Genomic DNA, 26,200 nt, shown 5'->3' on the forward strand with positions numbered 1-26,200 from the left:
TTTAATATGGGGAGATTCACAAAAACTGTGATATGATACAAAACGTTAGTTGTCAGACATCTAGGAGGGACTTATATGGAGGCAGCTTTGAACACGCAGCAAGGCAAACCAAAACATCCTCCTGGCTTGTACTTGCTGTTTTTTACGGAGCTGTGGGAGCGGTTCAGCTACTACGGCATGCGGGCGCTGTTGACCCTGTATCTCACCACCGCGCTGATCAGCGGGGGACTCGGGTTTGAAAAAAGCGTCGCCATGAGCATCTACGGATTTTTTACCGGAGCGGTTTACTTCACGCCGCTGATCGGCGGATACCTCTCCGACCGCTACCTGGGCAGAAGGCTGGCCATCACGATCGGCGGGATCACGATGGCGGTCGGCAACTTCGTGCTGTTTGCGGAACACAGCCTGTTGGGCTTGTATCTCGGTCTGGGTCTGTTGATTATTGGGAACGGTTTCTTCAAGCCGAACATTTCCACGCTGGTCGGCGAACTGTATCCGGAAAACGACAACAGACGTGACTCTGCGTTCACCATTTTCTACATGGGGATCAATATCGGGGCCTTTTTCGCGCCGCTCGTCTGCGGATATCTGGCGGAAGACCTCTTCAAGACCACGGTGAACGGCGTGGTTCAATACGGCTTCAAATACGGCTTCCTGGCCGCCTCGATCGGCATGATTATCGGCCAGCTCATTTTCAACGTGTTTGGCAATCGCTATCTCGGCGACATCGGCAAGAAGCCCGTGGGCAAATCGGAGGATAAGGCCAAGGCCGCCGCGGCCAACGCTCCGCTGACCAAAAAGGACAAACAGCGGACCGCAGTCATTATCATCATCACCTGCTTTGTGGTCTTCTTCTGGGCCGGATTTGAACAGGCGGGCAGCTCGCTGACGCTGTACACCGACAAGTTTGTGGACAAGCAGGTGTTCGGCTACGAGGTGCCGACTTCCTGGTTCCAGTCGCTGAACCCGCTGTTCATCGTGCTGCTGGCGCCGATCCTGTCCGGTTTGTGGGTGAAGCTGGCGTCCAGCAGACGGGGCGACCTGAAGATCCCAACCAAAATGGGTCTCGGCATGATCATGCTCGGCCTGGGGTACATGGTGCTGCTCCTCGCGGTCATGCAGACCGGAAGCGACGAGAACCACATTCTGAACAAAGCCAACGTCATGTTCATCGTGCTGACGTACTTCATGCACACGCTGGGGGAACTGTTCCTCTCGCCGGTGGGGCTGTCGATGGTGAGCAAGATCGCTCCCGTCAAGCTGGCCTCCCTGCTGATGGGCGTCTGGCTGGCCAGCTCGGGCGTAGCCAACATCCTGGCGGGCGAACTGGCGTCCTATACGCAGTCGCTCGGCTATCTGGAAGTGTTTGGCCTGATCGGTTTGCTGGCGATCGTGATGGGGCTCTTGCTCCTGCTGCTCTCCCGCAAGCTGGTGCAGATGATGGAATAGCATGGCGTGAGAAGATGGTGACATTGGAGGCATGGCACACGTGGAAACACGTGACATGCCTCTTTTTGCATGAAGAAAAGAGGCCAGCCGGACAGAGCCGGTTGGCCTTTTCTTCATCGGGCACGTTTCTGCGACGGGCACTTCCGCGATTCTCAAAGCAGCTTGAACCGCCGCAAATGGTCCCACAAGCGTTCCTTCTGCAGGATTTCCTTCTGCTTCGGACCGATCAGATCGTAGTGGGGGAACGGCGGACGGTTGTGGATATATCGGGGGTCAAGTCCATGGGCGGTGCACCATTGGGACAAGACCTCCAGGTTTCGGCATCCCACCTTGGTTACCGTTTTGACGTCCGGAAAACGCGGATCGAGCCAGTAGTGCGTCAAAAACGCAATCTCTCCCCTGGCGACTGCCTCTTTCCAGTTGTTCAGCTCTTCTCTGGTGATTCCAAATGCCACCGTGCTTCATCCTTTTCATCCATGGGTTGGTCGCTGCTGCGTGTGATGCATAACTTACAGCCGTATGTCCCGGGAGCGCTGCTGCGAGCCGTCGTGTTTCGGGGGAACAAACCCGCGCCGCACGAAAGCGGGACTACGCCGAAGTCGAACGGGGGTGTGCCGCTGCGGCGAAACGCTGGCTGTGAACGATAAATTCGGCGGTGATGGGGGAGACGCACTGCAGGCTGCGGACGGCCAGCACCAGCTCCCGCCGGATCGCCGGCTGAAGCGGAACGGCCACCACTTTCGGCATCACTTCCGGCAGGTACAGTTCCGGCAGGATCGTGACGCCGATCCACTCCTGCACCATGGACAGGATGGTGGTGGCGTCCCTGACTTCGAAGGTGACGTTGGGCGTGATGCCGTGTGCGCTCAGCAGCCGTTTGATGCAGGTGTCCTTCGGCATGATGAAACACCGGTCGCGGATCTGGGCAAAGGTGAGAAAGGGCTCGTCCTTGAGCGGATGCTGATCGGGCAGGATCACTTTCATCTCGTCGCACAAGAGCGGAATGGTCTGCAGGTCCTTGTCGGGCATGGTGGTAAAGCCGATGTCCACGACGGAGCTGGTGATCCAGTTGTGGATCTCTTCGTGCTCCCCCTCGAACAGGACGATGTCCACCTGGGGAAACCGCCTGCGAAAGGAGCCGATCAAGCCCGGCAGCACTTTGGCGGCCACGCTGGGAATGGAGCCGATCCGCAGCACGCCTACCTCCAGTCCGCGGGCCGACGCCGCTTCCTGCTGCATGCAGGACGTGATCTGCAGGATGTGCCGCGCGTGGGAAAGCATCCGCTCCCCGATGCCGGTCGGTGTGATGCCGCTGCGGCTGCGGTGAAACAGTTGGACGCCGAGCTCCTTTTCCAGGTTGTTGATCATCTGGGAAACGGCAGACTGCGTATAGCCGAGGGCGTCGGCGGCACGGGTAAAACTGCCGGACTCGGCGGCGGCGACAAAGACCTGCAGCTGCGCAAGCGTCATCGCGTTCACTCCGTTTCATTAGAAAAAACTTATGATCCCTATTATAAAGCATCATTTTACTAATGCAAAAGGCGCTCGTATACTCAGGGATACAAGCATGATCAACCTGACTACCCATGGGAGGAGAGAGAAACATGCATCCCGATTGGCAGCGCATCTGCAGCGAATTCCTGGAAGCGACCTCGTACGCCCTGGGCGATCTGGAAAAGGGCTGGGCGTCGCGCTACGACTTTTCCAAACGGCCGCCCACCTATTTGCGCCACGAGGAGGCCCTCGCCCGCATTCCGTTGGGAACGCCCGACTTTCCCGCTTCTCCCGACCTGTGGCGGCTGCTGCGCGAGCGCCGCTCCAAGCGCAATTTCACCAAGACCCCGCTGACGCTCCATGAGCTGAACCTCCTGCTGTGGGGGACGACGGGCATCACCGCCGACATGGGCGATTACCAACTGCGCACGGTGCCCTCCGCCGGGGCGCTGTATCCGATCGAAACGTATCTATTGATCAACAACGTGGAGTCGCTTGACAAAGGGCTGTATCACCTGGATGTGCAGAACTGGTGCCTGGAGCTGTTGAAGCGGGAGGATGTCTCGGAGGTGGCCTACCTGTTTACGGAGGAGCAGGAGATGACCCGCCGCGCCGCGGTCAATTTCGTCTGGACAGCCGTGGTGGAGCGGACCAGGGACAAGTACAGGGAGCGGGCCTACCGCTACGTCTGGTGGGACGCCGGTCACATCGCGCAGAATCTGCACATTACCGGCAATGCGATCGGGCTGGGGGTATGTACCGTCGGGCACTGGTTCGACAAAAACATGAACGAGTGCCTGGGCATCGACGGCACCTCTCACTTTTCCGTGCTGATGGCGTCGGTCGGCAAGGTGGCGGGCGGTCATTGGCTGGAGGACAGGCGGCCGGTTTGATCGGGCCGGCCGCTGCCCGCAAGACATGCCGGGCACAGGGGGACGCCTTCTTTTTACAGGTCAATCCCGTGCCCGGCCAGCGTCTCCCGCAATACCGCGGCCATGATGTCGTATCCGAGCACGTGCGGGTGCAGGCCGTCGTCGGCCAGTCCCTCCCGCAGCGTCACGCCGTCCGCATCGGCCAGCGCCGTGTGGTAGTCGACGTAGATGACGTTCAATCGTTCGGCCAGGTCTTTCAGTCCGCCGTTGATGCGAACGATCAGGCGGTTGCGCTCTTCGTTCCGCGCATAGCGGTCGATCCTCGTCGGCAGGATGGAGCAGAGGATCGGCACGATCCCGTGTTCCTGTGCCGCCTTCAGCATGCTTTCGACGTCGGCGACGACCTCCTCGCAGATCTGCTCCGCCGTCCTGCGCTCTTCGGGGTGCCACGCGTCCAGGGCCCAGGTGTTGTTCACCCCGATCAGGATGACCGCGTATTTGGGCTTGAGCTGCAGCACATCGGCCGCAAACCGCCTGCGGGCGTATTCGCTCGTGTCGCCGCCGATGCCCCGGTTGACGACGACGCGTCCAGACCTACCGAAATAGGTGGACACGTCCCACCAGTGGGTGATCGAATCGCCGAAAAAGACCACGTCGATCGGCACCTGCTTGTGCAAAATCGCTTCGTTATGGTGGTCAAATTCCCGGCGCCGCCGGTCCGCCGCCGCCTCCACGCTGAACAGTCCGGGCCTGATTACGGATGGTCGTCTGCTCTCCACCGCCATCTCCTCCTCGTCATGATCTACGGACGATTGTACCACAGCCGGCCCGTGCCAACACGTCCGTCGCGATCCGCACACAAAAAAAGCCCGCCCGGCTTAGAAGGGGGCTAAACGGGCGGAAACATGGAGGACGATATGTCCATCGTAGGGTCTGACACCACTAATGGTAGGCCACAGATGTTGTGGGAAGATAGAGAAACCTTAAAGAATTTGTAAAAGTTCTAGAAGACATGAAAAGGCTCCTGCTGTTTTTTCAGCCTGCTGGCGGCTGACGCCTTCCACGCAAAAGACTCTGTGTTCCGCGAAAACACAGAGTCTTTTTTGCCGTACAGGAGCGCCGGCTGATCACTGCAGGAGCTGCAAAAACTGGCGCGTACGCTCTTCCCGCGGGCGGGTGAAGAGCTGCTCCGGCGTGCCGTGTTCCACAATCACGCCCTGGTCCATGAAGATCACCTCGTCCGCCACGTCCCGGGCAAACGCCATTTCATGGGTGACGACGACCATCGTCATGCCTTCCAGGGCCAGTTCCTTCATTACCTTCAGCACTTCGCCGACGAGCTCCGGGTCGAGGGCGGACGTCGGTTCGTCAAACAGCATCACCTGCGGGTCCATCGCCAGCGCGCGGGCGATGCCGACGCGCTGCTGCTGGCCACCGGAGAGCTGGGCGGGGTAGTGGTCCAGCTTGTCCGCCAGCCCCACCTTGGTCAGCAGGGAGACCGCCTTGGCCCTGGCGCTGTCCGGATTTTCCTTCTTGACCGTGACCGGCCCCTCCATCACGTTTTGCAGGGCAGTCATGTGCGGGAACAGGTTGTAGCTTTGAAACACCATGCCGGTTTGCCTGCGCAGCCGGGCAATCTCCGCCTTGTCCACCCTGCCCCGGGCGGAGAAGTCCAGCTTTACCTCGCCGATTTGGACGCTGCCTTCGGTCGGCAGCTCCAGCGCGTTGAGGCAGCGCAGCAGGGTGGTTTTGCCCGAGCCGGACGGCCCGATGATGACGACCACCTTGCCTTTTTCCACCGTCAGCGAGACCCCTTTTAACACGTGCAGGTCTCCAAAGCGTTTGTGAAGATTCGAAATGACGATCATCCAACATTCTCCCCTTCTAGGCGACGTAGCGGTCCAGCCTGTTTTCGATCCGGTCCTGGATGAAGGAGAGGACCAGGCAGATCAGCCAGTAGATGAACGCGGCTTCCGAGTAGACCAGCAGCGGTTCGTAGGTGGTGGCGGTGATCTCCTGCGCCTTGCGGAACATCTCCGGCACCAAAATGGCTGCGGCCAGCGACGTGTCTTTCACCAGGCTGATGTACGAGTTGGAGAGCGGCGGCACCGAGACGCGGGCGGCCTGCGGCAGGATGACGCGCTGCAGCGCCTGCCGGTAGGTCATCCCCAGCGAATAGGCGGCTTCCCACTGTCCCTTGGGGATGGACAGAATCGCGGCCCGCACCACTTCCGATGCGTACGCCCCGACGTTCAGGGAAAAGCCGATCACCGCGGACGGAAACGGGTCGATGGTCAGACCCACGCTGGGCAGCCCGAAAAAGATAATGAAGAGCTGCACCAAAAGCGGCGTGCCGCGGATGATGGAGACGTAGGCGCGGGCGACGGCCACCAGCGGCTTGCTGCCGGAGATGCGGGCCAGCGCCGTCAGGATGGCGATCACCAGGCCGATGGCAAACGAGATGATGGACAGCGACAGCGTATACGTCAGCGCTCCTTTCAACAGGGGAAGAAACGAGCTCTGCGCGATCTCGATCCATCTGTTCAGGCGTTCGGGATTGTCGAACAAGCTACTTGGAAACATCTGCACCAAACCATTTCTCCGAGATTTTTTGATACGTGCCGTCGTTCATCCTGTCGTCCGGCGCCGTGTGGAACGCGTCCACAAGCTCCCTGCCGCCTTTGCGGAACACGAAGCCGTTCCTGGCGCTGTCCGGATGCTTGACGACGATTGTGATCGGCGTGTCCGGCTTGTGCTTCCGAAAGTCCAAGAGGGACAGGCCGTCGTTGATGAGGACGCCCACCCGCCTGGAGACAAGCAGGTCGATCGCCGGTTGAAGCTGACACCCCTTCCACATCAAAGCCGGTCAGCTTGCCCGACAGGTCGTGGAACATAAAAGGGGATACACACAAAAGCAGGGGGAGATGAGTGCGGAAAACCATCGTGTTTTCGTGAAAAATCCCCCTGAAGCGATGTGACGGGTTGCGATGTTGAGACCATACTAAAAGGGTTTGGCCGTTTTGTCAACGTGCCGGATTCCGCTCCGTCGCAAACGGGATGGAGGCCGGTAAAGCCTCGCCGTTTCTTGGGTGTAAGAAGAAAAGTGGCCGACCTCCGTCCGACCGGAATCAGAGGCCGCGCCACTTGGCAGAGGCAACCGGGTTATTGGCTGATGTCTTCGCCAAACCATTTTTGGGAAATCTGCTTCAGCGTACCGTCCTGCTTCATGCTCTCCAGCACCTTGTCGATCTCCTGCACCAATTCGTCGCTGCCTTTGCGGAACATGAAGGCGCACGGGACACCTTCCTTTTTCACCTTGACGATCTTGATCGGGGTGTTCGGCTTCTGTTTCAGGAAGTCGAGGACGGACAGGTTGTCGTTGATCACGACGTCGACGCGCTTGGTGGCGATCAGGTCGATGGCGTTGTTGAAATTGTCGACGGCGACGATTTCGGCGCCCAGTTCACGCGCCATGTCGGCGTAGTTGCTGGTCATCGACTGGCCGGCTTTCAAGCCTTTGATGTCTGGAAAGTCCTTGACCGTTTTATTGTCCTTGTGCGTCACCAGCACGGCCCGGGAAACGGAGTACGGCTTGGAAAAATCGTATTTTTCCTGGCGCTCCTTCTTGATGCCCACCTGGTTGGCGATCACGTCAAAGCGCTTGGCGTCGAGGCCGGCGAACATGGCGTCCCACTGCGTCTCCTGGAAGACCGGCTCCACGCCGAGCCGTTTGGCCACTTCGGTGATGACGTCCACGTCGTAGCCGGTCAGTTTCCCCGATTGATCGTGGAACGTAAACGGGGCATAGGTGCCTTCCGTGCCGATGACCAGTTTGCCTTCCGCCTTTACTTTCTCCAGCAGGTTTTGCGGGGCGGCCTGGCCGGCGGAAGAACCGGATTGTTCAGGCTGGGCGGGCGTTGTGGAAGTGCCGCAGCCGGTAATTCCGAGTAACAAACTAGAAATTAATGCTGCACAAACCCATTTTTTCATCGAGAAACCCCCACTAAGTTGATATGAATTTCATGGTTCATACTAAAAGGCTTTGCCCGATTTGTCAATGACCAGAAACATCCGGCCTCCCTTCTCTTTTTTTAGGATAACCAAAAGGCATGAAGGGTGATGGCTGCGCGACCACAATGGCTCGGCCAGGCGCCGCCCGGCTGTGAAGTTCGTGGTTGAGTCTGCACACGAAGAGGCGTACAATAGGAACGAAGCCCCCCTTTCCCGGAAAGCGGGGGCTGCTTCTTCTGGGATCATCGCATCATCGAAAAACGGACCTCCGGCGGAGCTCGTGGCGATGTGGCGCCGGAGAGAAAAAAGGAGATTTCACGATGCTGAACGACTGGCGCATGTATACGGACGAAACCGGTACGGAGCAAAACCACACGGCCTGGCACGAGGTGCTGAAGGCGATCGCCCAACTGGACGGAACGACCCGGACGCTGGTGCACGCCGCGTACGGCGACCACGTGGATCTGGTGGTGGCCGGCGGGAATCAGGGACTCGTCCTGGTGCAGTGGAAAGAACACGAGCCGGTCGAGCGCCATTACGTGCTGGCGCAGGACAAGCCGCCGGCCGTCATGACGACACTGACGATCGAGGGCAGCGAGGTGGCTTTTCCCGCCGCCTGGTGCGTACCGCTGGAACAGGCGATTCCCGTCTGCGGCGACATTTTGCGCACCTGCGAAAAAGGGGAACCGAACGGCCTCTCCTGGCAGCCGGTGGAGATGTAGAACCGGGAAGAGGCACCGGAGGTCGTCGAAGATGGAAATGAACACGCTCATCCAATCGATCCTGGTGATGGCGGCGATCATCGGCATCGGTGCGGTGATCGGCTGCCGACAGCCGCTCGCGGCCGATTCCCGCCAGATCCTGATCACGATCATCGTCAATGTGGCGATGCCCTGCATCATTTTGGACGGGGTATTTCAAACGCCGATTGACGACCGCCTCATGCTGCAAATTTTTGCAATATTCGCTGTTTCCGTACTATTGAATTGTCTCGGCATTCTGATCGGCTGGCTGGGGGCGCGGACGCTGCCGCTGTCTGCCAAAAAGCGGCGCGAACTGGCTATTCTCTCCGGCTTGGGCAATACTGGATTTATCGGCCTTCCGCTGTGCGCCGCCCTGTTCGGGCCGAAAGGGGCGGTGCTCGCCGCCGTCTTTGACGCCGGGCTTGATTTTGTCATGTGGACCGTGGCGGTGATGATGCTGCAGGAGAAAGGGGCCTTCTCGCTGAAGGGACTGAAAGCGATGGTCAACATTCCGATGATCGCCATCGTCGCCGGTCTCGGCTTCGCGATGTCCGGCCTGACGCCGCCGGAACCGGTGAAGCAGTTGGCCGCCGCGCTGGCCCGGCTGGCTTCGCCGCTGGCGATGCTGTACATCGGCATGCTGCTGCCGCTCCTCTTGCGCAGCAAGCCGCAGGTGTCCCTACCGCTGTTGGGCGTGCCGATCACGTTCAAGCTGTTTGTGTTTCCGCTCTCGGCGGCGCTGCTGTTGTCCGTGCTGCATGTGGACGCGGAGATTACCCGCGTCGCGGTCGTTCAGGTGGCCATGCCGACGGTGGCGATGGCGTCCATCCTGTTCGCCCGGTACGCGGCCGATGAGGAGATGGGCGCAATGACGACGGTCTTTTCCACGCTGCTCGCGCTCTTGACGATTCCCGCCGTGCTGATGGTGGGCAGTTTGTTGATCCGCTGACCGCGGTCGGATCGGTTTTGGCTTATCATGAAACATTACCCATCTCCATGCAGTCATACAAGGTGAACAGCAATACAGGATGTAACAGATTGGAGGAATTGCGCATGAAATGGAAGAAGGCTGTGGCCTGCGCCGTCGGGCTGCAACTGCTCCTCGCCATTCCGGCCGGGGCTGCCGTGAACGCCAAGATCACGGTGAACGGGCACGCCGCGCAGTGGAAGCACGAGGCCATTACCGTGAACCAGCGGACCTACACGGCCGCGGAGGATGTGAGCGGGATTCTGCAAGCCGCCTGGCAGGTGGAGGGCGATACAGGGGTGCTGACGCTGCCGTCGAACAGGACACTTGCTTTCAAACTGCACACCGACGAAGCGGCCGTCGACGGGAAGTGGACCACGATCGAGCACGGAGCCCGGCAGTACAACGGCACCGTCTATCTGCCGCTCCGCTGGGTGATCGAACAGGCAGGGCTTTCGATCCGTTGGAACCCAAGCACGAAGGAGGTGGATATCGTGAAGCCGAAAGGAGACGATGATGCGTTCAAGGTGCTCGAGAACGCGCTTTTGAGCGCAGAGGAAAAAGCGTTTGTCCAGAAGGTGAAGGAGCAGCGGGGCGTACACAAGCTGGGCAGCCTGTACGTGATCGCCCTCGGCCAGGCGCCCAATCCCGGTTACGGATTGAAGGTGACCGGTACGGAGTGGAGCCTGGAACAGCTCAAGGTGTACGTCAAGCAGACCAAGCCGGACCCGGGCAGGATCTACGCCCAGGTGATCACCTACCCGTATCTGATCGCCCGGGCGAAACTGCCGCCGAACACAACCGTCCAGTTTTACGATGCCGATACGAAACAGCCGCTGTTTCAACAGCAGATGAACAGCCAGCCGGGCCGATGAGGGCCTGGCTTTTTGTTGCCTTTCCCACCCGGATGCTGTAGAGTAAATAGATAGAAAAGTTTGGTACGATCATCCTGGGGAAGGAGGTGCAGGTACGTGTTTGGGGCCGTTCAAGCGTGGTTTGTGGTAGAAGTTACCAGCATGACGCATGAGGGAATCCGCCAAGGGGGTAGTCTGCCCTTTTTTGGTCATACAATTGTGCGGAATCAACCAAGGAGTACCATGCATCGATAACCCATCGACTGTCCGATTGCGCGACGATGCCGCAGGTGTAGGCCTGCGGCTTTTTTGCGTCCAAAAAAGGCCGCCGGCGAGTGTGCTGCCCGGAGCAGGAGGCGTTTCCAACGTTTCCTGGGCGGGAGCGGGCCCGCTTGGCCGGACCTGTCTGTCGGGCAGGGCGGTGGCACAACCCCAAGGAGGCGTTTTTCCATGATCATCATCGCGACCCAACACGTGCAAAAGTCGTACGGAGCGGACCCCGTTCTGCGGGATGTCACGCTGGAGATCAAGGCGGGCGAGCGGGTCGGCATCGTCGGACCGAACGGCGCGGGCAAAACCACGCTGTTCAAGCTGCTGGCCGGCCTGGAGCAGCCCGACGCGGGAGAGGTGTTCCGGGCGAAGGGCATCCGCTGGGCCTACCTGCCGCAGACGCCGCATTACCCGCCGGAATGGACGGCGCGGGACGTGATCGCCAGCGCCTTTGGCGACGTCCTGGCGATACAGGAAGAGATGCGTTTACTGGAGCGGGAGATGAGCCGCGTCGGTGAAGCGGACCGAGAGCTGGAGCGGCTGATCGGGCGCTACCAGACGCTGCAGTCCGAGTTTGAGCTGCTGGACGGCTATCAGTGGGAAGCCCGCATGGCACAGGTGACGGACGGCCTGGGTCTCTCCGAGGGATTTCTGTCCACGCCCTTTGCGCGGTTGAGCGGAGGGGAGCAGACCAAGACGGGGCTGGCCAAACTGCTCTGCCAGCAGAGCGACGTTCTTCTCCTGGATGAGCCGACCAACCATCTCGACCTGGAGGCGATGGAGTGGCTGGAGGGGTTTTTGCGCGACTATCCGGGAACGGTGCTGATGATCTCGCACGACCGCTGCTTTCTGGACGCGGTGGTCAGTTCCATCTACCACCTCGACGGAGGCGTGGCGGAACACTACACCGGCAACTACAGCACCTTCGTCAAAGAGCGGGAGGAGCGGCTGCTGCGCCAGTTTGCCGAGTACCAGGAGCAGCAGAAAAAGATCAAAAAGATGCAGGAAGCGATCAAACGGCTGAAGGAGTGGGGCAACCGCTCCAATCCGCCCAACGAGGCGTTTCACCGCCGGGCGAAAAGCATGGAAAAGGCGCTGGACCGGCTGGAGCGGATCGAACGGCCCCGTCTGGAAGCGGAGCGGATGGGCCTGGCGTTTCACAAGGCGGAGCGGAGCGGCGAAGAGGTGCTGGTCGCGGAGGGCGTGAGCAAGTCGTTCGGGGAGAAGCGGCTGTTTGACGGCGCCTCCCTTCTGCTGCGCTACGGCGAGCGAAAAGCGCTCCTCGGCCCTAACGGCTGCGGCAAGTCGACGTGGATTAAGATGATGGTGGGTGAGCTTCCGCCCGACGCGGGAACGGTGCGGATCGGAAGCAGTGTCAAGCTCGGCTATCTCTCCCAGCGGGCGCTGGAGGGGGACCAGGAGCGGCGGGTGATCGACGTGTTTCGGGAGACGGCGGCCGTCTCCGAGGCGGAAGCGCGTCACCGGCTGGCCAAGTTTTTGTTTTACGGCGAACAGGTGTTCAAGCGGATCGGCCAGTTGAGCGGCGGGGAGCGGATGCGCCTGCGGCTGGCGCAGTTGATGCACCAGGACGTCAACCTGCTGGTGCTGGACGAGCCGACCAACCACCTGGACATTGAGGCGCGCGAAACGCTGGAGGAGGCGCTGGCCGGCTTTCAGGGATCGCTGCTCATCGTCTCCCACGACCGGTACTTTTTGCAAAAGATGGTGGACGGCGTCTACTGGGTGGAAAACGGCCGGCTGGTCCACGACGAGGGAACCTTTGAAGAGGCGCGGGAAAAACGAAGACAGCGGCACAGCGGGGCTGGCAGCCGGACGGCGGAGAACACGCGGAAAGCGGGGGAGCCGCTGCAAAGTGAAAAGCGGCCGCATGCCGAAACAATGCCGCACACGATGAAACCGGCCGGTTCCGGTCCGGATGCGGCCAGCTCCCGCAAGCGGTCCAACCCGTACAAGCTGGCGGAACTGGAGCGGGCAATCGCCGAGCGGGAAGCCCGGCGGGATGAGATGATGGCCCTGCTGTCCGGCGGCGAGACGGACTACCGGAAACTGATCGGCTGGCAGCAGGAGCTGGAGCGGTTGACGGAGGAGATCGACGCCCTGTACCGCGAGTGGATGGAGCGGCAGGAGAGCTAGCCGGGAGAGCAGGCAGGAGAAAAGGTGTCCCCCTTGACGGGGCGCAACGGTATAAGTTACCATTATATCGACAATTGATATATTTTGGAAAAAGGCAAACCTATTGAAAAGTAGGGACGCAAAGCTAAGGGCCTAAGGTAACTTCGTTTACTATGGCAGCCGGTTGCCAATCTGTTTTTTTAAGCCTTCTTGCCCTTTTAGCAGGAAGGCTTTTTTGTTTTTTGGCAGAAAAAGGGGGTGAGGCCCGAATTTGGCAGGGATTGACGAGAGGCAAGGATGAGTGGCAACCGTAATCATGAAATCTGGAGGTCTCAAAAGTGGCAGCAAGACATGCAGTTGACAATGAGCAAGATCATCATGCAATCGTTGTAAAACACAAGAACGTAGCCAAAAATGTGAAAATCACCACATTATTGCTTACATTATTTGTCGTCACATTGGTTTCCGTCGGATATCTTTCCTTCACCGCCTTGAACAACATGGCAGCGTTCAGCCAGGACATGGACGATCTGTACGAGAAAAACATGCTCAAATCCCTTGCACTGAAGCAGTTTGAAACGGACTTTTACAGCATCAGGCTTGAATCCGCAAAACTGTTGTTTGCCAGTCGCTATGATCAAAATGTGGTACAGTCGATCGAAACCCAAAAGTCCAGCGCAGGCAGCATCCTCGAACACGTTCGGAATCATGAGATGAGCGAGGAACAGAGGGCCATTATTGACGAAATCGACAGGAATTATACCCGTTATCTGGAAGCAGTGGACTCGTATATCGGCAGATTGAAGTCCAACGTGGCAACGACGGAAGAAGAGAGAGCCCAACTCACCCAGTATGCTGACGCTGTTCAAACCAATATCAACAAACTGGTGACCTTGCAGGCGGATGAGGCGAAACAAGTGGTGAATCAAGCCGACGGGGAATACCAGCAGGCGAAAAACCGGTTTATTGGATTTGCTGTCGGAATCGCCGTGATCGTTGGTGGCCTGACGCTGCTCCTGACAACACTGATGAAAGGCTCCATGGCTCAGATCAACAGCGTCCTGGCAAGGCTCTCGGCATATGACTTCACCGTTTCGCTGGAAGCGGAAGGCAAAAACGAATTTGCCCAGATGAACAGGTCGTTGTCAGTGGTCATCGACAACATGAAAAAAGCATTGACAGAGGTAAAGAGCAATTCGCATGAAGTGACGGATCATTCCCGAAACCTGGCGGCTGTTTCGGAGGAAATGTCGGCATCCTATCAGGAGCTTGCTGCGACCATGCAGCACGTAGCAGCGGGAGCGGCCACTCAGGCCCAGGATTTGTCCGAGATTGTCGGGGCTCTGTCGCAGTTGACCAGCAACATCGAACATGTGTATCAGGAACTGCAAAACGTCAAGGACGAAACCGAAACGGCAGAGAACAAAGCCCATATCGGAAAAGAAGAAATGGATAAGCTGGTCACCTCCATGGAGGAGATCAAACAAGCCATTGGAGTCGTTGTCAAGAAAGTGGGGATTCTGACCGACTCGGTCAAGGAGATCAGCGGCATTACCGATATCATTTCCGGCATATCGGACCAGACCAACCTGCTGGCGTTGAATGCGGCCATTGAAGCGGCAAGAGCGGGAGAAGCAGGCAGAGGGTTTGCGGTGGTGGCGGAAGAAGTCAGAAAACTGGCGGAAGAGTCCAGGCAGCATACCAATACCATTCTCCAGTTGGTCGAATCGATCCACAACGATACGGATGAAGTGATCAAAACGTCCCAGAACGTGGAAGCCTCCGTCATGGAGCAGGTGACATCGGTGGAAAACACGGTAAAATCCTTTGCGGATATCCTGGCTTCCGTCGAAAACATCGCCCCTCTGATGAAGAAGACGTACATGGCCATGGACGAGATCGTGAAGTCCAAGGATATCGTGATGGAACGGGTGGAGCAGGTAAGCGCCGTTACAGAGGAAAACTCGGCGACCACGGAAGAAGTGGCAGCCTCTTCCGAAGAACTGACCGCATCGTCGGAAGAAGTGGCGTCCACCGCTCAACAATTAAGTGAAATCGCCACGGGCTTGATGGAAACGGTAAACAGGTTTAAAGTGTAGCTTTCTTCCTGAAACGAAAGGGAGTGTGTCGATTACGATTCCCGTATCGATGCACTCCCTTTTGTCATGGAGCGGGGAAGCCCCGGTCAAGCCCGGGCCTTCCCCGTTTTTGCGCAGGATGTTCGATTGCGAAAGGATGGAGGTCATCTTACGTTTGGGCTTACGCTTGGGCGCTGGGCTCCGGCAGCCTGCGGTAGCGGACGCGGAACAAGATCAGCATGACGACCATCAAGATGCCGCCGAGGAGAAACGGACCGCTTTGGTACCATTCGTAGACGGCGCCGCCGGCCAGCGGACCGAGGATGCGCCCCAGACTGTCGATGGAGCTGATCGTTCCACTGGTGACACCCTGGCCCTGGGTGGTCCGCTGCGTGATCATTGCCGTTCCGGTAGCGCGAATCATGCCCTGCCCCGCTCCGAACAGGGAGAGCGTAAGCGCCAGTACCCAAAAATTGGCGGCCAGCGGGATGGCAAAGAAACCGATGCCGTACAGGATCAGGCCGATGGTCAGGACGAGCGGTTCGCCCATCCGCTTCACCATTTTGCCGATCAGTCCCCCTTGGACGAAGGCGGAGATGATCCCCATGACGAGAAACATGTAGCCGAGGTCTTTCGATGAGTACCCGTACAAATCGTTTATGTAGAGGGCAAATGTCGTCTCTAGGCCGGAAAAGGCAAACGAGACGATGAACATGATGCCGTACAGGAGCGAGAGCGGTCCAAACAGGGCGGCCAGCGGATTGCCCCGCTTGTCCCGGGAACTGCCCGTCCGCTTCTCTCGCGGCAGGCTTTCCGGCAGCGCAAACAGAATGATCAGAAACGTCAACAGCGCCACGCCGCCCGAGACGAAAAACGGAACGGCAAAGCCCCACCCGCTCAACAGGCCGCCGAGGACGGGACCAAACACGAAGCTGAGGCCGACTCCGGCGCCGATTACGCCCATTCCCTTCGCCCGTTCTTCGGGCGGAAACAGGTCGGCCACCATCGCCGTGACCGTCGGCATCGCGGCGGCGGAGACAATCCCGCCGATGATGCGGTAAGCCAGCATCGCGGCATAGCTCTCGGCCAGGCCAAACAGGATAAAGGTGACGGAAAATCCGAACAAGCCAAAGGCGATCAGCGGTTTTCGCCCGATCCGGTCGGACAGCATGCCCCAAATGGGGGCGAACAAGAGCTGCATGATGTTGTAGCTGGCAAACAGAATGCCGATCTGCAGCGAAGAGGCGCCGACGTTTTCGGCGAAATACGGGAGAATCGGTATGATGATGCCAAAGCCCAACATGGTGAGGAAGGCGACCAGGAACAGGAGGGCAAGGTACTTCTTTTTCACGCGAACCATACCTCTTTCCACACAGTTTGTCATGCTGTTTCCACCTTACGGGATGGTTTTGTCGAAGTCAAGCGATTCACCGGGACGCCGCCCCGCTGGCGTGGTATAATAACAGGAAGTCACACATCGTTTTGAAATCCGCGATGTATCCGCACATGAGGGGTTGTCAATCATGTCTACTGCAATGATCTACTACCTGGCCTGGGAAGAAGACGACTGGCTTGACGAGCTGCTAGACCGCTTTCCCGAGCTGAACGCGCTCGTGCCTACGGCCAAAACGTTTCAGATGATACAGGAGCTGCGCCGGACGGGCGAAGTGGAGCGCTGCGTCATCGTCCTCAACGCCGCTGCCGAACAGGAAAAGTGCCATCAGTTTTTACGGCTGCTGGCGAAGGACGAGCAATTGTCCCGCGATCCGCTGTACATCGTCGGGCTGAAACCGGATGAGGAGGCCGCCTGGCAGGAAGCGTACCCGCACGCGAACATTGTCGTCATCACCGGGTTTGCCGTCGAGTTTGACTACGATGCCGTGCTTTCCCGCATGGCGGCCGATTTGGAGGGAGTGCGTTGAAGGAACAGCCGGGCGACTTTGACCTGAGCGCGTTTTTGCAGCGATACGGTCTGTTTATCTACACGGGCGATCCGGAGGGCGACCTCCTTTTGATCGAAGACGAAATCCGTGAACTGTACCAGCTCGGCGTAATCGACAAGGAAGAGATGGTGCAGGCGCTGGCCGCCCTGCGCAAGCGGCGCAAGGCATAGGGGAATCCTTCAGAAAACAGTCTCGTGCAGACTGTTTTTTTCTTATGGAAAAGGGCACACGCTTGAAGGAAGGGCCTCTCTGTCCGATCCCCCCGGCAATCTTCAGAAATTCTTAAGCGTTTCCCTCTCTTTTTGCTAAGGTTTCCGCGATAGGATAGGGACAACAAAGAGAGGGAGTGACAGGAATGATGAAAGGCACGTCTGAACGAATAGGCATGCCGACGCCGGGCCGGGGGCCGATTGCGGACGGGCTGCTGTTTGCCGGCAAGTTTTTGCGCTCGCCCCGGACGGTCGGCAGCATCATGCCCAGCTCCCGCCAGCTTGCCCGGCGGATGCTGGCGCCGATCGACTGGACGACAGCGACGGCGGTGGCGGAGTTGGGGGCGGGGACGGGCGTGTTTACCCGGATGATCCGCGAGCGGAAACAACCCGGCTGCACGGCGCTGATTCTGGAGAAGGACGACGGGATGCGCTGTCAGTTGGCCGCGCGCTATCCGGAGCTGCATGTCGGCGGGGATGCGCGGGAGCTGACCCGGATCATGGAGAGATGCGGCATCAGACAGTTGGACGCGGTGGTGTGCGGGCTGCCGTTTGCCAATTTTCCGCAGGACCTGCGGGACGCCATCATGGACCAGGTGGAAGCGGCGCTGAAGCCCGGGGGCGTGTTCGTCTGTTTCCAATACTCGCTGCAGATGAGAAAGCAGTTGGCGGCGCGGTTTGGCCGCGTGGAGATCCGCTTTGTGCCGCTCAATGTTCCGTTTGCGTTCGTCTACGTCTGCAGGAAGCGGGGGAATCACGATGCCGGCTGACTTCCTGACGCAGATGGTGGAACAATACGGGTATCTCGCGCTGTTTTTCTCCTTGTGGCTGGGCATTGTCGGCATGCCGATTCCCGACGAAATGATCGTCATGTCGGCTGGGGCCCTGACCGCCCAAGGGTGGCTGGAACCGCTGCCGGCGTTTGCAGCCGTCTATCTGGGCGTCGTCTCCGGATTGTCGCTCGGGTACGTGCTGGGGTATCGCGTAGGTGCGCCGATTCTGCAGTGGGTCGTCCGCAAGTGCAATGGCCGGCGCTATCTGGCCAAAGCGGAGCGGCTGATGGAGCGGTACGGCAGTTGGGCGCTCTGCCTCAGCTACTTCTTTCCGGTCGTGCGCCATCTGGTGCCGTATCTGGTGGGCATCCAGCGCATGCCGCTGCGCCGCTACGCGATGTACACCCTGCCCACCGGATTCGTCTGGACCTTCAACTATTTTTGGGCCGGCCGCCTGTTTGGCCGCCACCTGGACGCGATCGCCCAAGGCGTGCAGACGTACGGCCGGATTACCTTGGCCGCGCTCTTGTGCATCGGTGCGGCGTACTGGCTGATCAGGCAGCGGCGCTGGGCCGTGTCCGTCGAAACAGAAGCAACCACGGGAGGAAATGAGAGTGGAGGAAATCACTGTACTGGTCGTGGATGACGACGAGGAGATCCGCAACCTGATCGCCATTTACCTGCAAAATGAGGGGTACCGCGTGCTGAAGGCGGCCGACGGCTTGGAAGCGCTGGAGGTCCTGAAGCAAAACGAGGTGCACCTGCTCGTCCTGGACATCATGATGCCGCGGCTGGACGGCATTCAGGCCTGTCTGAAAATCCGCGAAGAACAGCACATGCCGATCATCATGCTTTCCGCCAAATCGCAGGACATGGACAAGATCTACGGTCTCAGCACCGGAGCGGACGACTACATGACCAAGCCGTTCAACCCGTTGGAGCTGGTGGCCCGCGTCAAGTCGCAGCTGCGGCGATACCTGCGGCTCAATCAGGGATACACGGCCCGGGAAGACGAGATCGAGATCGGCGATTTGACGATCAACACGGCGACGCGCGAGGTGAAAGTGAACGGCCGGGACGTGAAGCTGACGCCGACCGAATTTGCCATTCTGGAGCTCTTGGCCCGCAATCGGGGCGTCGTATTCAGCACGGAACAGATCTACGAGCGGGTGTGGAAGGAGCCGTTTTGCCAGTCGGACAACACGGTGATGGTTCACATCCGGAAAATTCGCGAAAAGATTGAGGAAGACACGCGCAAGCCGCGATACATCAAGACCGTGTGGGGAGTGGGGTATAAAATTGAGAGCGTTGTTTAGATGGCTGTCGCCGTTTTACGTGACTCGCCGCCTGTACCGCTGGACGATGACAGTCGTTCGGCGCGCCGTGGAACACTTTCGGCGGAGTCTGCGCCTGCAGTTGATCACCACCTTCGTTTTTTGCCTGCTGGCTGCCCTCCTGGCGGCGAGCCTCGCCCACGAGATGACCGAGAAGCTGTATTTGCGGCCGTACGTCGACTACAGCCAAAGCATGGAGCGGATGGACTGGGATACAAGGCGGCTGGCCTCCATAATCCGGGAGCAGAAGGTAACGGACAAAGCGGCTCTGCAGCAGATGATGAACAACTTCGAGCAGGATGTCGGGCTGCGGATGCTTTTGGTCAACCTGGACGGCAAGGTGGTGCTCAAGTCCGCCAAGGCGACGGAGAGCCAGGTCGATTTGTACAGCGTCATCAGCAGGGCGATGGAGCTGCGCCTTGATCGCGACCGGTACCGTCCCCAAGAGTTTGTCGCCTTTTACCCGGTGGAGCTGGCCGGACAGAAAGGCTACCTGATCGCCCGCGGCATGCCGGAGGCGAGCATCCGCTATGAGAGCACCGGCGTCAACATGATTGCTCTGCCCGTGTTTTTGATCGTCTTATTTTATCTGTTTTACCGGTTTACCAAGCGGAAAACAGGCTATATCGAGGAATTGGCCGACAGCCTGCTCGTCATCTCGCAGGGCAAGCTGGATCACCGCGTCGAGGTGCGGGGCGAAGACGAACTGGGCTCGCTTGCTCGCAACATCAACCGGATGGCGGAGGAACTGCAGGCGAACATCGAACGGGAGCGGCAGGCGGAGAAGACCAAAAACGAACTGATCACCAACGTCTCGCACGATTTGCGCACGCCGCTCACCTCGGTGCTCGGCTACCTGCGGCTGCTGAAAGACCACCCTGCAGGAGGGCCGGATCAGCAGGAGTACACGCGGATCGCCTATGAGAAGGCGGAACATCTGAAGCGGCTGGTGGAGGATTTGTTCGAATACACCACGCTCAGCAGCCAAGGGGTCCAGCTCTACCGGCAGACCATCAGCATGAACGAACTGGTGGAGCAGTTGGTGGAGGAGTACGTGCCGCTGGCGGAGGAACAGCAGCTCAGCTTTTGCAAATCGCTGCCCGACGAACGGCTGTACGTCAGCGTGGACCCGGAAAAGTTCGTGCGCGTGCTGGAGAACCTGTTGAGCAACGCGATCAAGTACGGCAAAAAACCGGGCAGCATCGACGTGACGCTCGCCCGCGAGGCAGGCGGCATCCGCTTGTCGGTGGCCAACAGGGCGGACGAGATGGCCCCGGAGGCGCTGAACCGACTGTTTGAACGCTTTTACCGGGTGGAGCAGTCCCGCTCGCGCAAAACAGGCGGTTCCGGGCTGGGGCTGGCGATCGTCAAGAGCATCGTCGAACTGCACGGCGGCCGCATCCAGGCGGACTACCGCGACGGCGTTCTGTCGTTTCACATCTGGCTGCCGGCCCCCCGTTCATGACGGGCAAGGCCCGGACAGGAGCGCCCTCTCAGCCGCGCTTGTCCCATCCGAAGCTGTCGAACCACTTGCCCGAGCGGTAGTTGTGAATCGCCTGACGGACGTACGGGATCACGTTGGCGGGCAGGTCGTCCACGTCGCACCAGCGCAGCTCGTCGCATTTCTCCGGTTCGGCGTTGACGATCTCACCTGTCCACGTGCGGGCGGTGAGAAAGAAGTCGATCCGCTCGTCCGTCGATTTTCGGTGCATCACGCCGACCACTTCCAGATCGGCCGGGTCGATGTCGATGCCGCATTCCTCTTTCGCTTCCCGAATGGCCGCTGCCTTCACTTCTTCTCCGCCGTCCAGATGGCCGGCCGGGACGCTGTAGCTGCCGTCTTCGTAGCCCGTATTGAAGCGGCGCAGCAGCAGCAGCTCGTTTCCCCGCCGGAGAAACAGGTGGACGGCGGCGGGCATGGTGAACCGTTCTGTGCTCATGCAAACCTCCAACGTTTATACGACATGGTTGCAAACATTCTTATTATTCCGCCAAGTTTTCCCGTCTGTCAACGAACAGCAAGCGGCCGGATCGCTTGCTGCAGGATCCGGCCGAGCTGTTGACGAAACCGCTGTCACTCCCGCGGCGCCTCTTCCGCAACCCGGTGGTGCTCCGCGCTTTTTTTCCGCAGTTCCTGATCCCGTTTTCGCTGCAGCGGAGAGATGGCCATGGCGTAAAACAGCATGCCGAAACCGGCCAGTCCCAACACAATGCCGATGATCAGATACAGGGGCGACATGAACCGGACCACCTCCTTTTTCCTCCGCGGACATGATTGTACTGCCGAACTGTGCTATAATTGGTTCGTCGTTTACCCGTAAAAAAACGCAGGGAGGATTTGCTTGATGACTCAGCACACGTCTGTCGATCAACTGGCGATCAACACGATCCGCACGCTGGCCATTGACGCTATCGAAAAAGCCAACTCCGGCCATCCGGGCATGCCGATGGGAGCGGCACCGATGGCGCATGTTTTGTGGAGCCGTTTCATGAAGGTAAACCCGCGCAATCCGCAATGGATCGACCGGGACCGCTTCGTGCTGTCTGCGGGACATGGTTCAATGCTATTATACGCCATGCTGCACCTGATGAAATACGATGTTTCGTTGGAAGACATACATAACTTCCGCCAATGGGGCAGCAAGACCCCGGGCCATCCGGAGTACGGCCACACTCCCGGCGTGGACGCCACGACCGGTCCGCTGGGTCAGGGGATTGCCATGGCCGTCGGGATGGCGATGGCGGAGAAGCACATGGCGGCTGTCTACAACCGCGACGGCTTTGACATCGTCAACCACTACACCTACGTCATTTGCGGCGACGGCGACCTGATGGAGGGCGTCTCCGGCGAGGCCTCTTCGCTGGCCGGCCACCTGAAGCTGGGCAAGCTGATCGTGCTGTACGATTCCAACGACATTTCGCTTGACGGCGAGCTGTCCCGTTCCTTCTCGGAAAATGTGGCGCAGCGCTACCAGGCGTACGGCTGGCAGTACCTGCGCGTCGAGGACGGCAACGATCTGGCGGCGATCGAGGCGGCGATTGCCGAAGCGAAGCAGGATCTGGATCGCCCGACCCTGATCGAGGTAAAGACGGTGATCGGTTACGGCAGCCCGAACAAAGGGGGCTCCAACGCGGCCCACGGCGCGCCGCTGGGCAAGGAAGAAGTGAAGCTGACCAAGGCCCACTACCAGTGGCCGCATGACGCCGAATTCCACGTCCCGCAGGAAGTGGCCGACTACTACGCCAAACGGGCGGAAGCGGGCGAACAGGCGGAAGCGGCATGGCGCGAACGCTTTGCCGAATACGCCAAGGCGTATCCGGAGCTGGCCCGTCAGTTCCAGACAGCGGCGGACGGTCACCTGCCGGCCGGCTGGGACAGCCAACTGCCGACCTACGAAGCCGGAACCAAGCTGGCCACCCGCGCCGCGTCCGGCCATGCGATCAACGCGCTGGCCAAAACGGTTCCGTTCCTGTTCGGCGGTTCCGCTGACCTGGCTCACTCCAACAACACCGTGATCAAAGAGGCGGGGAACTTCCTGCCGGGCAGCTACGACGGACGCAACATCTGGTTCGGTGTGCGCGAGTTTGCGATGGGGGCCGCCCTCAACGGGATGGCGCTGCACGGCGGGCTGAAGGTATACGGCGGCACGTTCTTCGTCTTTTCCGATTACCTGCGTCCGGCCATCCGCCTGTCCGCGCTGATGAAGCAGCCGGTGATCTACGTCTTCACCCACGACTCGATTGCCGTCGGCGAAGACGGTCCGACGCACGAGCCGATCGAACAGCTCGCTTCGCTGCGGGCGATGCCGGGCCTGACCGTGCTGCGTCCGGCCGACGCCGTGGAGACCAACGAAGCGTGGAAGTACGCCGTCTCCCGCACGGACGAGCCAGTCGCCCTGGTGCTGACGCGTCAAAACCTGCCGGTGCTTACAGAAACGATCGAGAAGGCGGCCGAAGGGGTAAGCAGAGGGGCGTACGTGCTGGCCGACGCGCCGGACGGCAACCCGCAGCTCGTCCTGATCGCCACCGGCTCCGAAGTCTCCCTCTGCATGCAGGCTCGCGAAGCGCTGGCCGCGAAAGGCATCCAGGCGCGCGTCGTCTCCATGCCGAGCTGGGAGCTGTTTGAACGCCAGCCGCAGGAGTACCGCGACGCCGTAATCCCGCCGGCGGTGAAAGCCCGTCTGGCCGTGGAAATGGCCTCTCCGCTGGGCTGGGAGCGCTACGTCGGCGACGGCGGCAAGGTGCTGGGCATCAACCAGTTCGGCGCTTCCGCTCCGGGCGAACGAATCATGAAAGAGTACGGCTTCACCGTGGACAACGTGGTGGCGGAAGCGGAAAAGCTGCTCAAGTAAATATCCTTTTTGCGTGCAAAAGCCTGCTCTCCCTTGGGGAGACAGGCTTTTTCCAGTGACAAACGGGCGCAGATATGGAATCATAGACTGGGGGGCGGACAGAAACTTTTTTGAAAAGGATCCGTCTATATGGTGTGGGAGAGAGAAAGCAACCAGGAGGTCATTCATGGCAACAAAGGCCAAGCAACAAGGGAAGAAGAAAAAGAAGAAATTGCTGATGTTTGCCGTATCCTTTACGGTCTTTCTGATCTTGAGCGTCATCGGCGGATACTTTGCATTGCTGTACGCCGGTGAAAAAATGATTGATACGCAGATACAGAAACTGGAGGCTCTGAAATCCGAGCCTACGGTGATCTATGACAAAGACGGTACCGAAATCACGAAGCTGCTCCGTGAAAAGAACACCAAGTACGTACCGCTCACCGAGATGCCGGATCATTTGATCAACGCCTTTATCGCTACGGAAGACCGGCGCTTCTTCGAGCACAAAGGCGTGGACATGTTTCGGATCGGCGGCGCGATCATCAACGACATCCGCAAGGGATCGCTCGCCGAAGGGGGCAGTACGATCACGCAGCAGCTCGCACGACGAGTATTCCTCTCCCTGGAACAGACGTTTTGGCGCAAGACGAAGGAAGTCTGCATCGCCATGGCCCTGGAGCGCCGGTATTCCAAGGACCAGATTCTGGAGATGTACCTGAACCAGATTTACTTCGGGGAAGGCGCCTACGGCGTTGGCGACGCCGCCGAGCGCTATTTCGGCAAAGATGTATCCCAGCTCGAACTGGACGAGGCGGCCATGCTGGCGGCCATTCCGAAAGCGCCGTCCACCTACTCGCCGTTTAACAATCCGGAAAAGGCGAAATTGCGCCGCGACACCGTGCTGCGCCTGATGAGCGAGCAGGGCTTCATCACCCAGGAGCAAAAGGTGGCGGCGCAGGCCAAACCGCTGCCGGAGGAGACGGAAGAAGCGAAGGCAGGCGGCGGGTTGAAAAAAGGCTACCGGGCGTTTTACGACTACGTGATCCGGGAGGCCGAGGCGAAGTACGGCGTCACGGAAGAAGATCTGTACCGCGGCGGCTGGAAGATTTACACCACGTTCAACCCGAAAATGCAGGACGCCATGGTGGAGGCGTACGAGAACCCGGACAACTTCCCGAAATCGGGGCCGCAGCGGGCCGTGGAATCGTCGATGATCGTCGTCGACGCCAAAACCGGCGGCATCGCCGCGATGATGGGCGGCCGCGATTACAAGCCAAAAGGCTTCAACCTGGCGACCGACATGCAGCGTCAGCCCGGTTCGGCGTTCAAGCCGCTGGCCGTTTACGCGCCGGCAATCGATTCGGACTCCAGATGGGAGCCCAATTCGTCGCTCTCCAACAAGCGGCAGAGCTTCAACGGCTACGAGCCGCGCAACTACAACGGCAGGTACAGCAATTCCGTCAGCATGACCCGCGCCGTGATCGATTCGTTGAACGTGCCGGCGGTCTGGCTGCTGAACGAAATCGGCATCGATACCTCGTTGAAGTACCTGAAGAAATTCGGCATCGAACTGACCCCGAAAGACCGCAACCTGGCGATCGCGCTGGGCGGTCTGGACAAGGGCACGTCGCCGCTGAAAATGGCGCAGGCGTACACGGCCTTCCCCAACAGCGGGGTGGTGTCCGAAGCGCACGTGATCGAGAAAATCGTGAACGAGCAGGGCGGCGTCGAGAAAGTCTACCAGCCGAAACAGGAGCAGGTGATCAAACCGGAAACGGCATGGAAGGTACACACCATGCTGGAGCGTGCGGTCAAAGAAGGGACGGGGCGCAACGCGCGGATTTCCGGCCGCCACGTCGCCGGGAAAACGGGGACGACGCAATCCCTCATCGGGGACAGCAGCGTCAACAAGGACGCCTGGTTCGTCGGGTACACGCCGGAGTACGTAGGCGCGGTCTGGATGGGCTTTGACCACGAAGACGCCCAGCACCTGATGCGCGAGGGCAGCAGCCTGACGGCCAAAATGTTCGCCACCGTTCTGAAAAAAGGCTTGAAAGGGGAACCGGTGCGGGATTTTGAACCGCCGGCAGGCATGAAGCGGGAAGAAGAGCCGAAAAAAGAAGAGGCCGCTTCCCTGCGGCTCACCGCCGACCTGACCCTGGACAACAACTCGCTGAAAGTGGTATTGAGCTGGTCCGGCGGGGCTGACGACTACACGTACGACGTGTACCGGATTTCTCCGGACAATCCGGATGATCGCCAGCTGATCGCCGCCGGCGTGAAGGATTCCGTGTACGTGGATACGCTGGACAGTCCGGTCATGTACAAGTACGTCGTCGTTCCCCGCGATGCGGAGGGCAGGGAACAAGAGCCGTCCAACATCGCCGAAATCAACATGCAGCAGTTGGAAAAACTGCTGCAGGAAGGGGATCATCACGACGACGGCAGCACGCAAGGAGACGACGGCACGGTCGAGGGAGGAAACGGCCAGGATCCGTCCACCGGAACAGAGGGACAGGACGGAACCGGGCAGCCTGCAGACGGTCAGTCTCCCGGCGGCGAAAATCCGGTGATTCCGCCGGATATCGTCCCGCCGAACGGCCAGCAGCCCAACAACGGTCAGCCCGCCAACGGCCAGCAATCGCCCCCGAACGGCATTGAGCTGCCGCCTCCGCCCGCAGACGCGGGAGGCGGCCGGCAGTCGCCGGGGAACGGCCGCAACGGGTAACAGCCGCA

General features: G+C 59.5%; 25 protein-coding genes and 1 riboswitch. Of the genes, 15 read left to right on the forward strand and 10 right to left on the reverse strand.

From position 1 onward, the window contains the following. Nucleotides 1-75: 75 nt before the first annotated feature. Nucleotides 76-1,449 (forward strand): peptide MFS transporter, encoded by a 1,374-nt coding sequence (locus M516_RS0107725; RefSeq protein WP_029098611.1) that lies wholly within the window; start codon nt 76-78, stop codon nt 1,447-1,449. A 152-nt stretch (nt 1,450-1,601) separates the two neighbouring features. Here the strand turns inward: M516_RS0107725 and M516_RS0107730 are convergent, their stop codons facing one another. Together M516_RS0107730 and M516_RS0107735 are read right to left on the reverse strand one after the other, a co-directional pair. Then, entirely contained in the window at nt 1,602-1,904 is a 303-nt protein-coding gene (locus tag M516_RS0107730; protein WP_029098612.1) for a hypothetical protein, read from the reverse strand. 133 nt (nt 1,905-2,037) lie between these two features. Continuing rightward, nucleotides 2,038-2,919: a LysR family transcriptional regulator gene (locus tag M516_RS0107735; RefSeq protein ID WP_029098613.1), complete on the reverse strand. Its 882-nt coding sequence runs from the start codon at nt 2,917-2,919 to the stop codon at nt 2,038-2,040. 134 nt (nt 2,920-3,053) lie between these two features. On the opposite strand from M516_RS0107735, the gene M516_RS0107740 reads away from it, so the two are divergent. After that, the gene (locus M516_RS0107740; RefSeq protein WP_029098614.1) at nt 3,054-3,836 is read left to right on the forward strand and encodes a SagB/ThcOx family dehydrogenase; all 783 of its coding nucleotides are present in this window, start codon (nt 3,054-3,056) and stop codon (nt 3,834-3,836) included. A 53-nt stretch (nt 3,837-3,889) separates the two neighbouring features. Here the strand turns inward: M516_RS0107740 and M516_RS0107745 are convergent, their stop codons facing one another. The 5 genes from M516_RS0107745 to M516_RS0107765 all read right to left on the reverse strand — a co-directional run bounded on the left by M516_RS0107745 (nt 3,890) and on the right by M516_RS0107765 (nt 7,805). After that, nucleotides 3,890-4,600 (reverse strand): GDSL-type esterase/lipase family protein, encoded by a 711-nt coding sequence (locus M516_RS0107745; RefSeq protein ID WP_035289080.1) that lies wholly within the window; start codon nt 4,598-4,600, stop codon nt 3,890-3,892. Nucleotides 4,601-4,942: 342 nt separating this feature from the next. Then, a complete protein-coding gene (locus M516_RS0107750) occupies nt 4,943-5,683 on the reverse strand; it encodes an amino acid ABC transporter ATP-binding protein (protein WP_029098616.1) in 741 nt (246 codons plus the stop codon). A 16-nt stretch (nt 5,684-5,699) separates the two neighbouring features. Beyond that, complete coding sequence (locus M516_RS0107755; protein ID WP_029098617.1) at nt 5,700-6,398, reverse strand: amino acid ABC transporter permease; 699 nt, start codon at nt 6,396-6,398, stop codon at nt 5,700-5,702. Further along, a complete protein-coding gene (locus tag M516_RS0107760; protein WP_029098618.1) occupies nt 6,385-6,672 on the reverse strand; it encodes a transporter substrate-binding domain-containing protein in 288 nt (95 codons plus the stop codon). The genes M516_RS0107755 and M516_RS0107760 overlap by 14 nt, the downstream gene beginning before the upstream one ends. Nucleotides 6,673-6,977: 305 nt before the next feature. Next, nucleotides 6,978-7,805, reverse strand: coding sequence for an amino acid ABC transporter substrate-binding protein (locus M516_RS0107765; protein WP_029098619.1), 828 nt, complete (start codon nt 7,803-7,805; stop codon nt 6,978-6,980). A 341-nt stretch (nt 7,806-8,146) separates the two neighbouring features. Here M516_RS0107765 and M516_RS0107770 point away from each other — a divergent pair, with 341 nt between their 5' ends. From M516_RS0107770 to M516_RS0107790, 5 genes are all read left to right on the forward strand, one after another. Then, a complete protein-coding gene (locus M516_RS0107770; protein WP_029098620.1) occupies nt 8,147-8,548 on the forward strand; it encodes an Imm1 family immunity protein in 402 nt (133 codons plus the stop codon). A gap of 31 nt (nt 8,549-8,579) precedes the next feature. Beyond that, nucleotides 8,580-9,518, forward strand: a complete 939-nt coding sequence (locus M516_RS0107775; protein WP_029098621.1) for an AEC family transporter — start codon at nt 8,580-8,582, stop codon at nt 9,516-9,518. A 104-nt stretch (nt 9,519-9,622) separates the two neighbouring features. Further along, nucleotides 9,623-10,411, forward strand: coding sequence for a stalk domain-containing protein (locus tag M516_RS0107780; protein ID WP_029098622.1), 789 nt, complete (start codon nt 9,623-9,625; stop codon nt 10,409-10,411). A 429-nt stretch (nt 10,412-10,840) separates the two neighbouring features. Beyond that, complete coding sequence (gene abc-f / locus M516_RS0107785) at nt 10,841-12,814, forward strand: ribosomal protection-like ABC-F family protein (RefSeq protein ID WP_029098623.1); 1,974 nt, start codon at nt 10,841-10,843, stop codon at nt 12,812-12,814. 83 nt (nt 12,815-12,897) lie between these two features. After that, a riboswitch (cyclic di-GMP riboswitch) is annotated at nt 12,898-12,985 on the forward strand. A gap of 146 nt (nt 12,986-13,131) precedes the next feature. Then, nucleotides 13,132-14,892, forward strand: coding sequence for a methyl-accepting chemotaxis protein (locus tag M516_RS0107790; RefSeq protein ID WP_081656471.1), 1,761 nt, complete (start codon nt 13,132-13,134; stop codon nt 14,890-14,892). Between the two features lie 160 nt (nt 14,893-15,052). Here the strand turns inward: M516_RS0107790 and M516_RS0107795 are convergent, their stop codons facing one another. After that, nucleotides 15,053-16,222, reverse strand: coding sequence for an MFS transporter (locus M516_RS0107795; RefSeq protein WP_029098625.1), 1,170 nt, complete (start codon nt 16,220-16,222; stop codon nt 15,053-15,055). Between the two features lie 172 nt (nt 16,223-16,394). On the opposite strand from M516_RS0107795, the gene M516_RS0107800 reads away from it, so the two are divergent. From M516_RS0107800 to M516_RS0107825, 6 genes are all read left to right on the forward strand, one after another. After that, entirely contained in the window at nt 16,395-16,793 is a 399-nt protein-coding gene (locus M516_RS0107800; protein ID WP_029098626.1) for a hypothetical protein, read from the forward strand. Further along, complete coding sequence (locus M516_RS0107805; protein ID WP_029098627.1) at nt 16,790-16,984, forward strand: YqgQ family protein; 195 nt, start codon at nt 16,790-16,792, stop codon at nt 16,982-16,984. The genes M516_RS0107800 and M516_RS0107805 overlap by 4 nt, the downstream gene beginning before the upstream one ends. A gap of 185 nt (nt 16,985-17,169) precedes the next feature. Beyond that, on the forward strand, nt 17,170-17,793 hold the full coding sequence (locus M516_RS0107810; RefSeq protein ID WP_338010430.1) for a class I SAM-dependent methyltransferase: 624 nt from the start codon (nt 17,170-17,172) through the stop codon (nt 17,791-17,793). Continuing rightward, entirely contained in the window at nt 17,783-18,442 is a 660-nt protein-coding gene (locus M516_RS23010) for a DedA family protein (RefSeq protein ID WP_081656472.1), read from the forward strand. The genes M516_RS0107810 and M516_RS23010 overlap by 11 nt, the downstream gene beginning before the upstream one ends. Next, on the forward strand, nt 18,405-19,112 hold the full coding sequence (locus M516_RS0107820; RefSeq protein ID WP_065067046.1) for a response regulator transcription factor: 708 nt from the start codon (nt 18,405-18,407) through the stop codon (nt 19,110-19,112). The genes M516_RS23010 and M516_RS0107820 overlap by 38 nt, the downstream gene beginning before the upstream one ends. Beyond that, nucleotides 19,096-20,595 (forward strand): sensor histidine kinase, encoded by a 1,500-nt coding sequence (locus M516_RS0107825; RefSeq protein ID WP_051188136.1) that lies wholly within the window; start codon nt 19,096-19,098, stop codon nt 20,593-20,595. Before M516_RS0107820 ends, M516_RS0107825 begins: the two co-directional genes overlap by 17 nt. Before the next feature lie 28 nt (nt 20,596-20,623). On the opposite strand, the gene M516_RS0107830 is transcribed toward M516_RS0107825, so the two are convergent. Beyond that, nucleotides 20,624-21,070, reverse strand: a complete 447-nt coding sequence (locus M516_RS0107830; RefSeq protein WP_029098631.1) for an NUDIX hydrolase — start codon at nt 21,068-21,070, stop codon at nt 20,624-20,626. Between the two features lie 134 nt (nt 21,071-21,204). After that, entirely contained in the window at nt 21,205-21,369 is a 165-nt protein-coding gene (locus tag M516_RS25500) for a hypothetical protein (RefSeq protein WP_193746951.1), read from the reverse strand. 106 nt (nt 21,370-21,475) lie between these two features. Here M516_RS25500 and tkt point away from each other — a divergent pair, with 106 nt between their 5' ends. Both tkt and M516_RS0107845 read left to right on the forward strand, forming a co-directional pair. After that, a complete protein-coding gene (gene tkt, locus M516_RS0107840; protein WP_029098632.1) occupies nt 21,476-23,482 on the forward strand; it encodes a transketolase in 2,007 nt (668 codons plus the stop codon). Between the two features lie 166 nt (nt 23,483-23,648). Continuing rightward, entirely contained in the window at nt 23,649-26,192 is a 2,544-nt protein-coding gene (locus M516_RS0107845; protein WP_029098633.1) for a transglycosylase domain-containing protein, read from the forward strand. Nucleotides 26,193-26,200: the final 8 nt, after the last annotated feature.

This window comes from Brevibacillus thermoruber 423, from assembly GCF_000454065.1.
GTDB lineage: Bacteria > Bacillota > Bacilli > Brevibacillales > Brevibacillaceae > Brevibacillus > Brevibacillus thermoruber.

What these genes read in the sequence shown, in the direction of transcription:
- tkt (WP_029098632.1), top strand. Translation starts at nt 21,476, where the DNA reads ATGACTCAGCACACGTCTGTCGATCAACTGGCGATCAACACGATCCGC.
- M516_RS0107800 (WP_029098626.1), top strand. Translation starts at nt 16,395, where the DNA reads ATGTCTACTGCAATGATCTACTACCTGGCCTGGGAAGAAGACGACTGG.
- M516_RS25500 (WP_193746951.1), bottom strand. Translation starts at nt 21,369, where the DNA reads ATGTCGCCCCTGTATCTGATCATCGGCATTGTGTTGGGACTGGCCGGT.
- M516_RS0107845 (WP_029098633.1), top strand. Translation starts at nt 23,649, where the DNA reads ATGGCAACAAAGGCCAAGCAACAAGGGAAGAAGAAAAAGAAGAAATTG.
- M516_RS23010 (WP_081656472.1), top strand. Translation starts at nt 17,783, where the DNA reads ATGCCGGCTGACTTCCTGACGCAGATGGTGGAACAATACGGGTATCTC.
- M516_RS0107820 (WP_065067046.1), top strand. Translation starts at nt 18,405, where the DNA reads ATGAGAGTGGAGGAAATCACTGTACTGGTCGTGGATGACGACGAGGAG.
- M516_RS0107775 (WP_029098621.1), top strand. Translation starts at nt 8,580, where the DNA reads ATGGAAATGAACACGCTCATCCAATCGATCCTGGTGATGGCGGCGATC.
- M516_RS0107735 (WP_029098613.1), bottom strand. Translation starts at nt 2,919, where the DNA reads ATGACGCTTGCGCAGCTGCAGGTCTTTGTCGCCGCCGCCGAGTCCGGC.
- abc-f (WP_029098623.1), top strand. Translation starts at nt 10,841, where the DNA reads ATGATCATCATCGCGACCCAACACGTGCAAAAGTCGTACGGAGCGGAC.
- M516_RS0107765 (WP_029098619.1), bottom strand. Translation starts at nt 7,805, where the DNA reads ATGAAAAAATGGGTTTGTGCAGCATTAATTTCTAGTTTGTTACTCGGA.
- M516_RS0107755 (WP_029098617.1), bottom strand. Translation starts at nt 6,398, where the DNA reads ATGTTTCCAAGTAGCTTGTTCGACAATCCCGAACGCCTGAACAGATGG.
- M516_RS0107725 (WP_029098611.1), top strand. Translation starts at nt 76, where the DNA reads ATGGAGGCAGCTTTGAACACGCAGCAAGGCAAACCAAAACATCCTCCT.
- M516_RS0107770 (WP_029098620.1), top strand. Translation starts at nt 8,147, where the DNA reads ATGCTGAACGACTGGCGCATGTATACGGACGAAACCGGTACGGAGCAA.
- M516_RS0107740 (WP_029098614.1), top strand. Translation starts at nt 3,054, where the DNA reads ATGCATCCCGATTGGCAGCGCATCTGCAGCGAATTCCTGGAAGCGACC.
- M516_RS0107780 (WP_029098622.1), top strand. Translation starts at nt 9,623, where the DNA reads ATGAAATGGAAGAAGGCTGTGGCCTGCGCCGTCGGGCTGCAACTGCTC.
- M516_RS0107810 (WP_338010430.1), top strand. Translation starts at nt 17,170, where the DNA reads ATGATGAAAGGCACGTCTGAACGAATAGGCATGCCGACGCCGGGCCGG.
- M516_RS0107745 (WP_035289080.1), bottom strand. Translation starts at nt 4,600, where the DNA reads ATGGCGGTGGAGAGCAGACGACCATCCGTAATCAGGCCCGGACTGTTC.
- M516_RS0107760 (WP_029098618.1), bottom strand. Translation starts at nt 6,672, where the DNA reads ATGTGGAAGGGGTGTCAGCTTCAACCGGCGATCGACCTGCTTGTCTCC.
- M516_RS0107830 (WP_029098631.1), bottom strand. Translation starts at nt 21,070, where the DNA reads ATGAGCACAGAACGGTTCACCATGCCCGCCGCCGTCCACCTGTTTCTC.
- M516_RS0107750 (WP_029098616.1), bottom strand. Translation starts at nt 5,683, where the DNA reads ATGATCGTCATTTCGAATCTTCACAAACGCTTTGGAGACCTGCACGTG.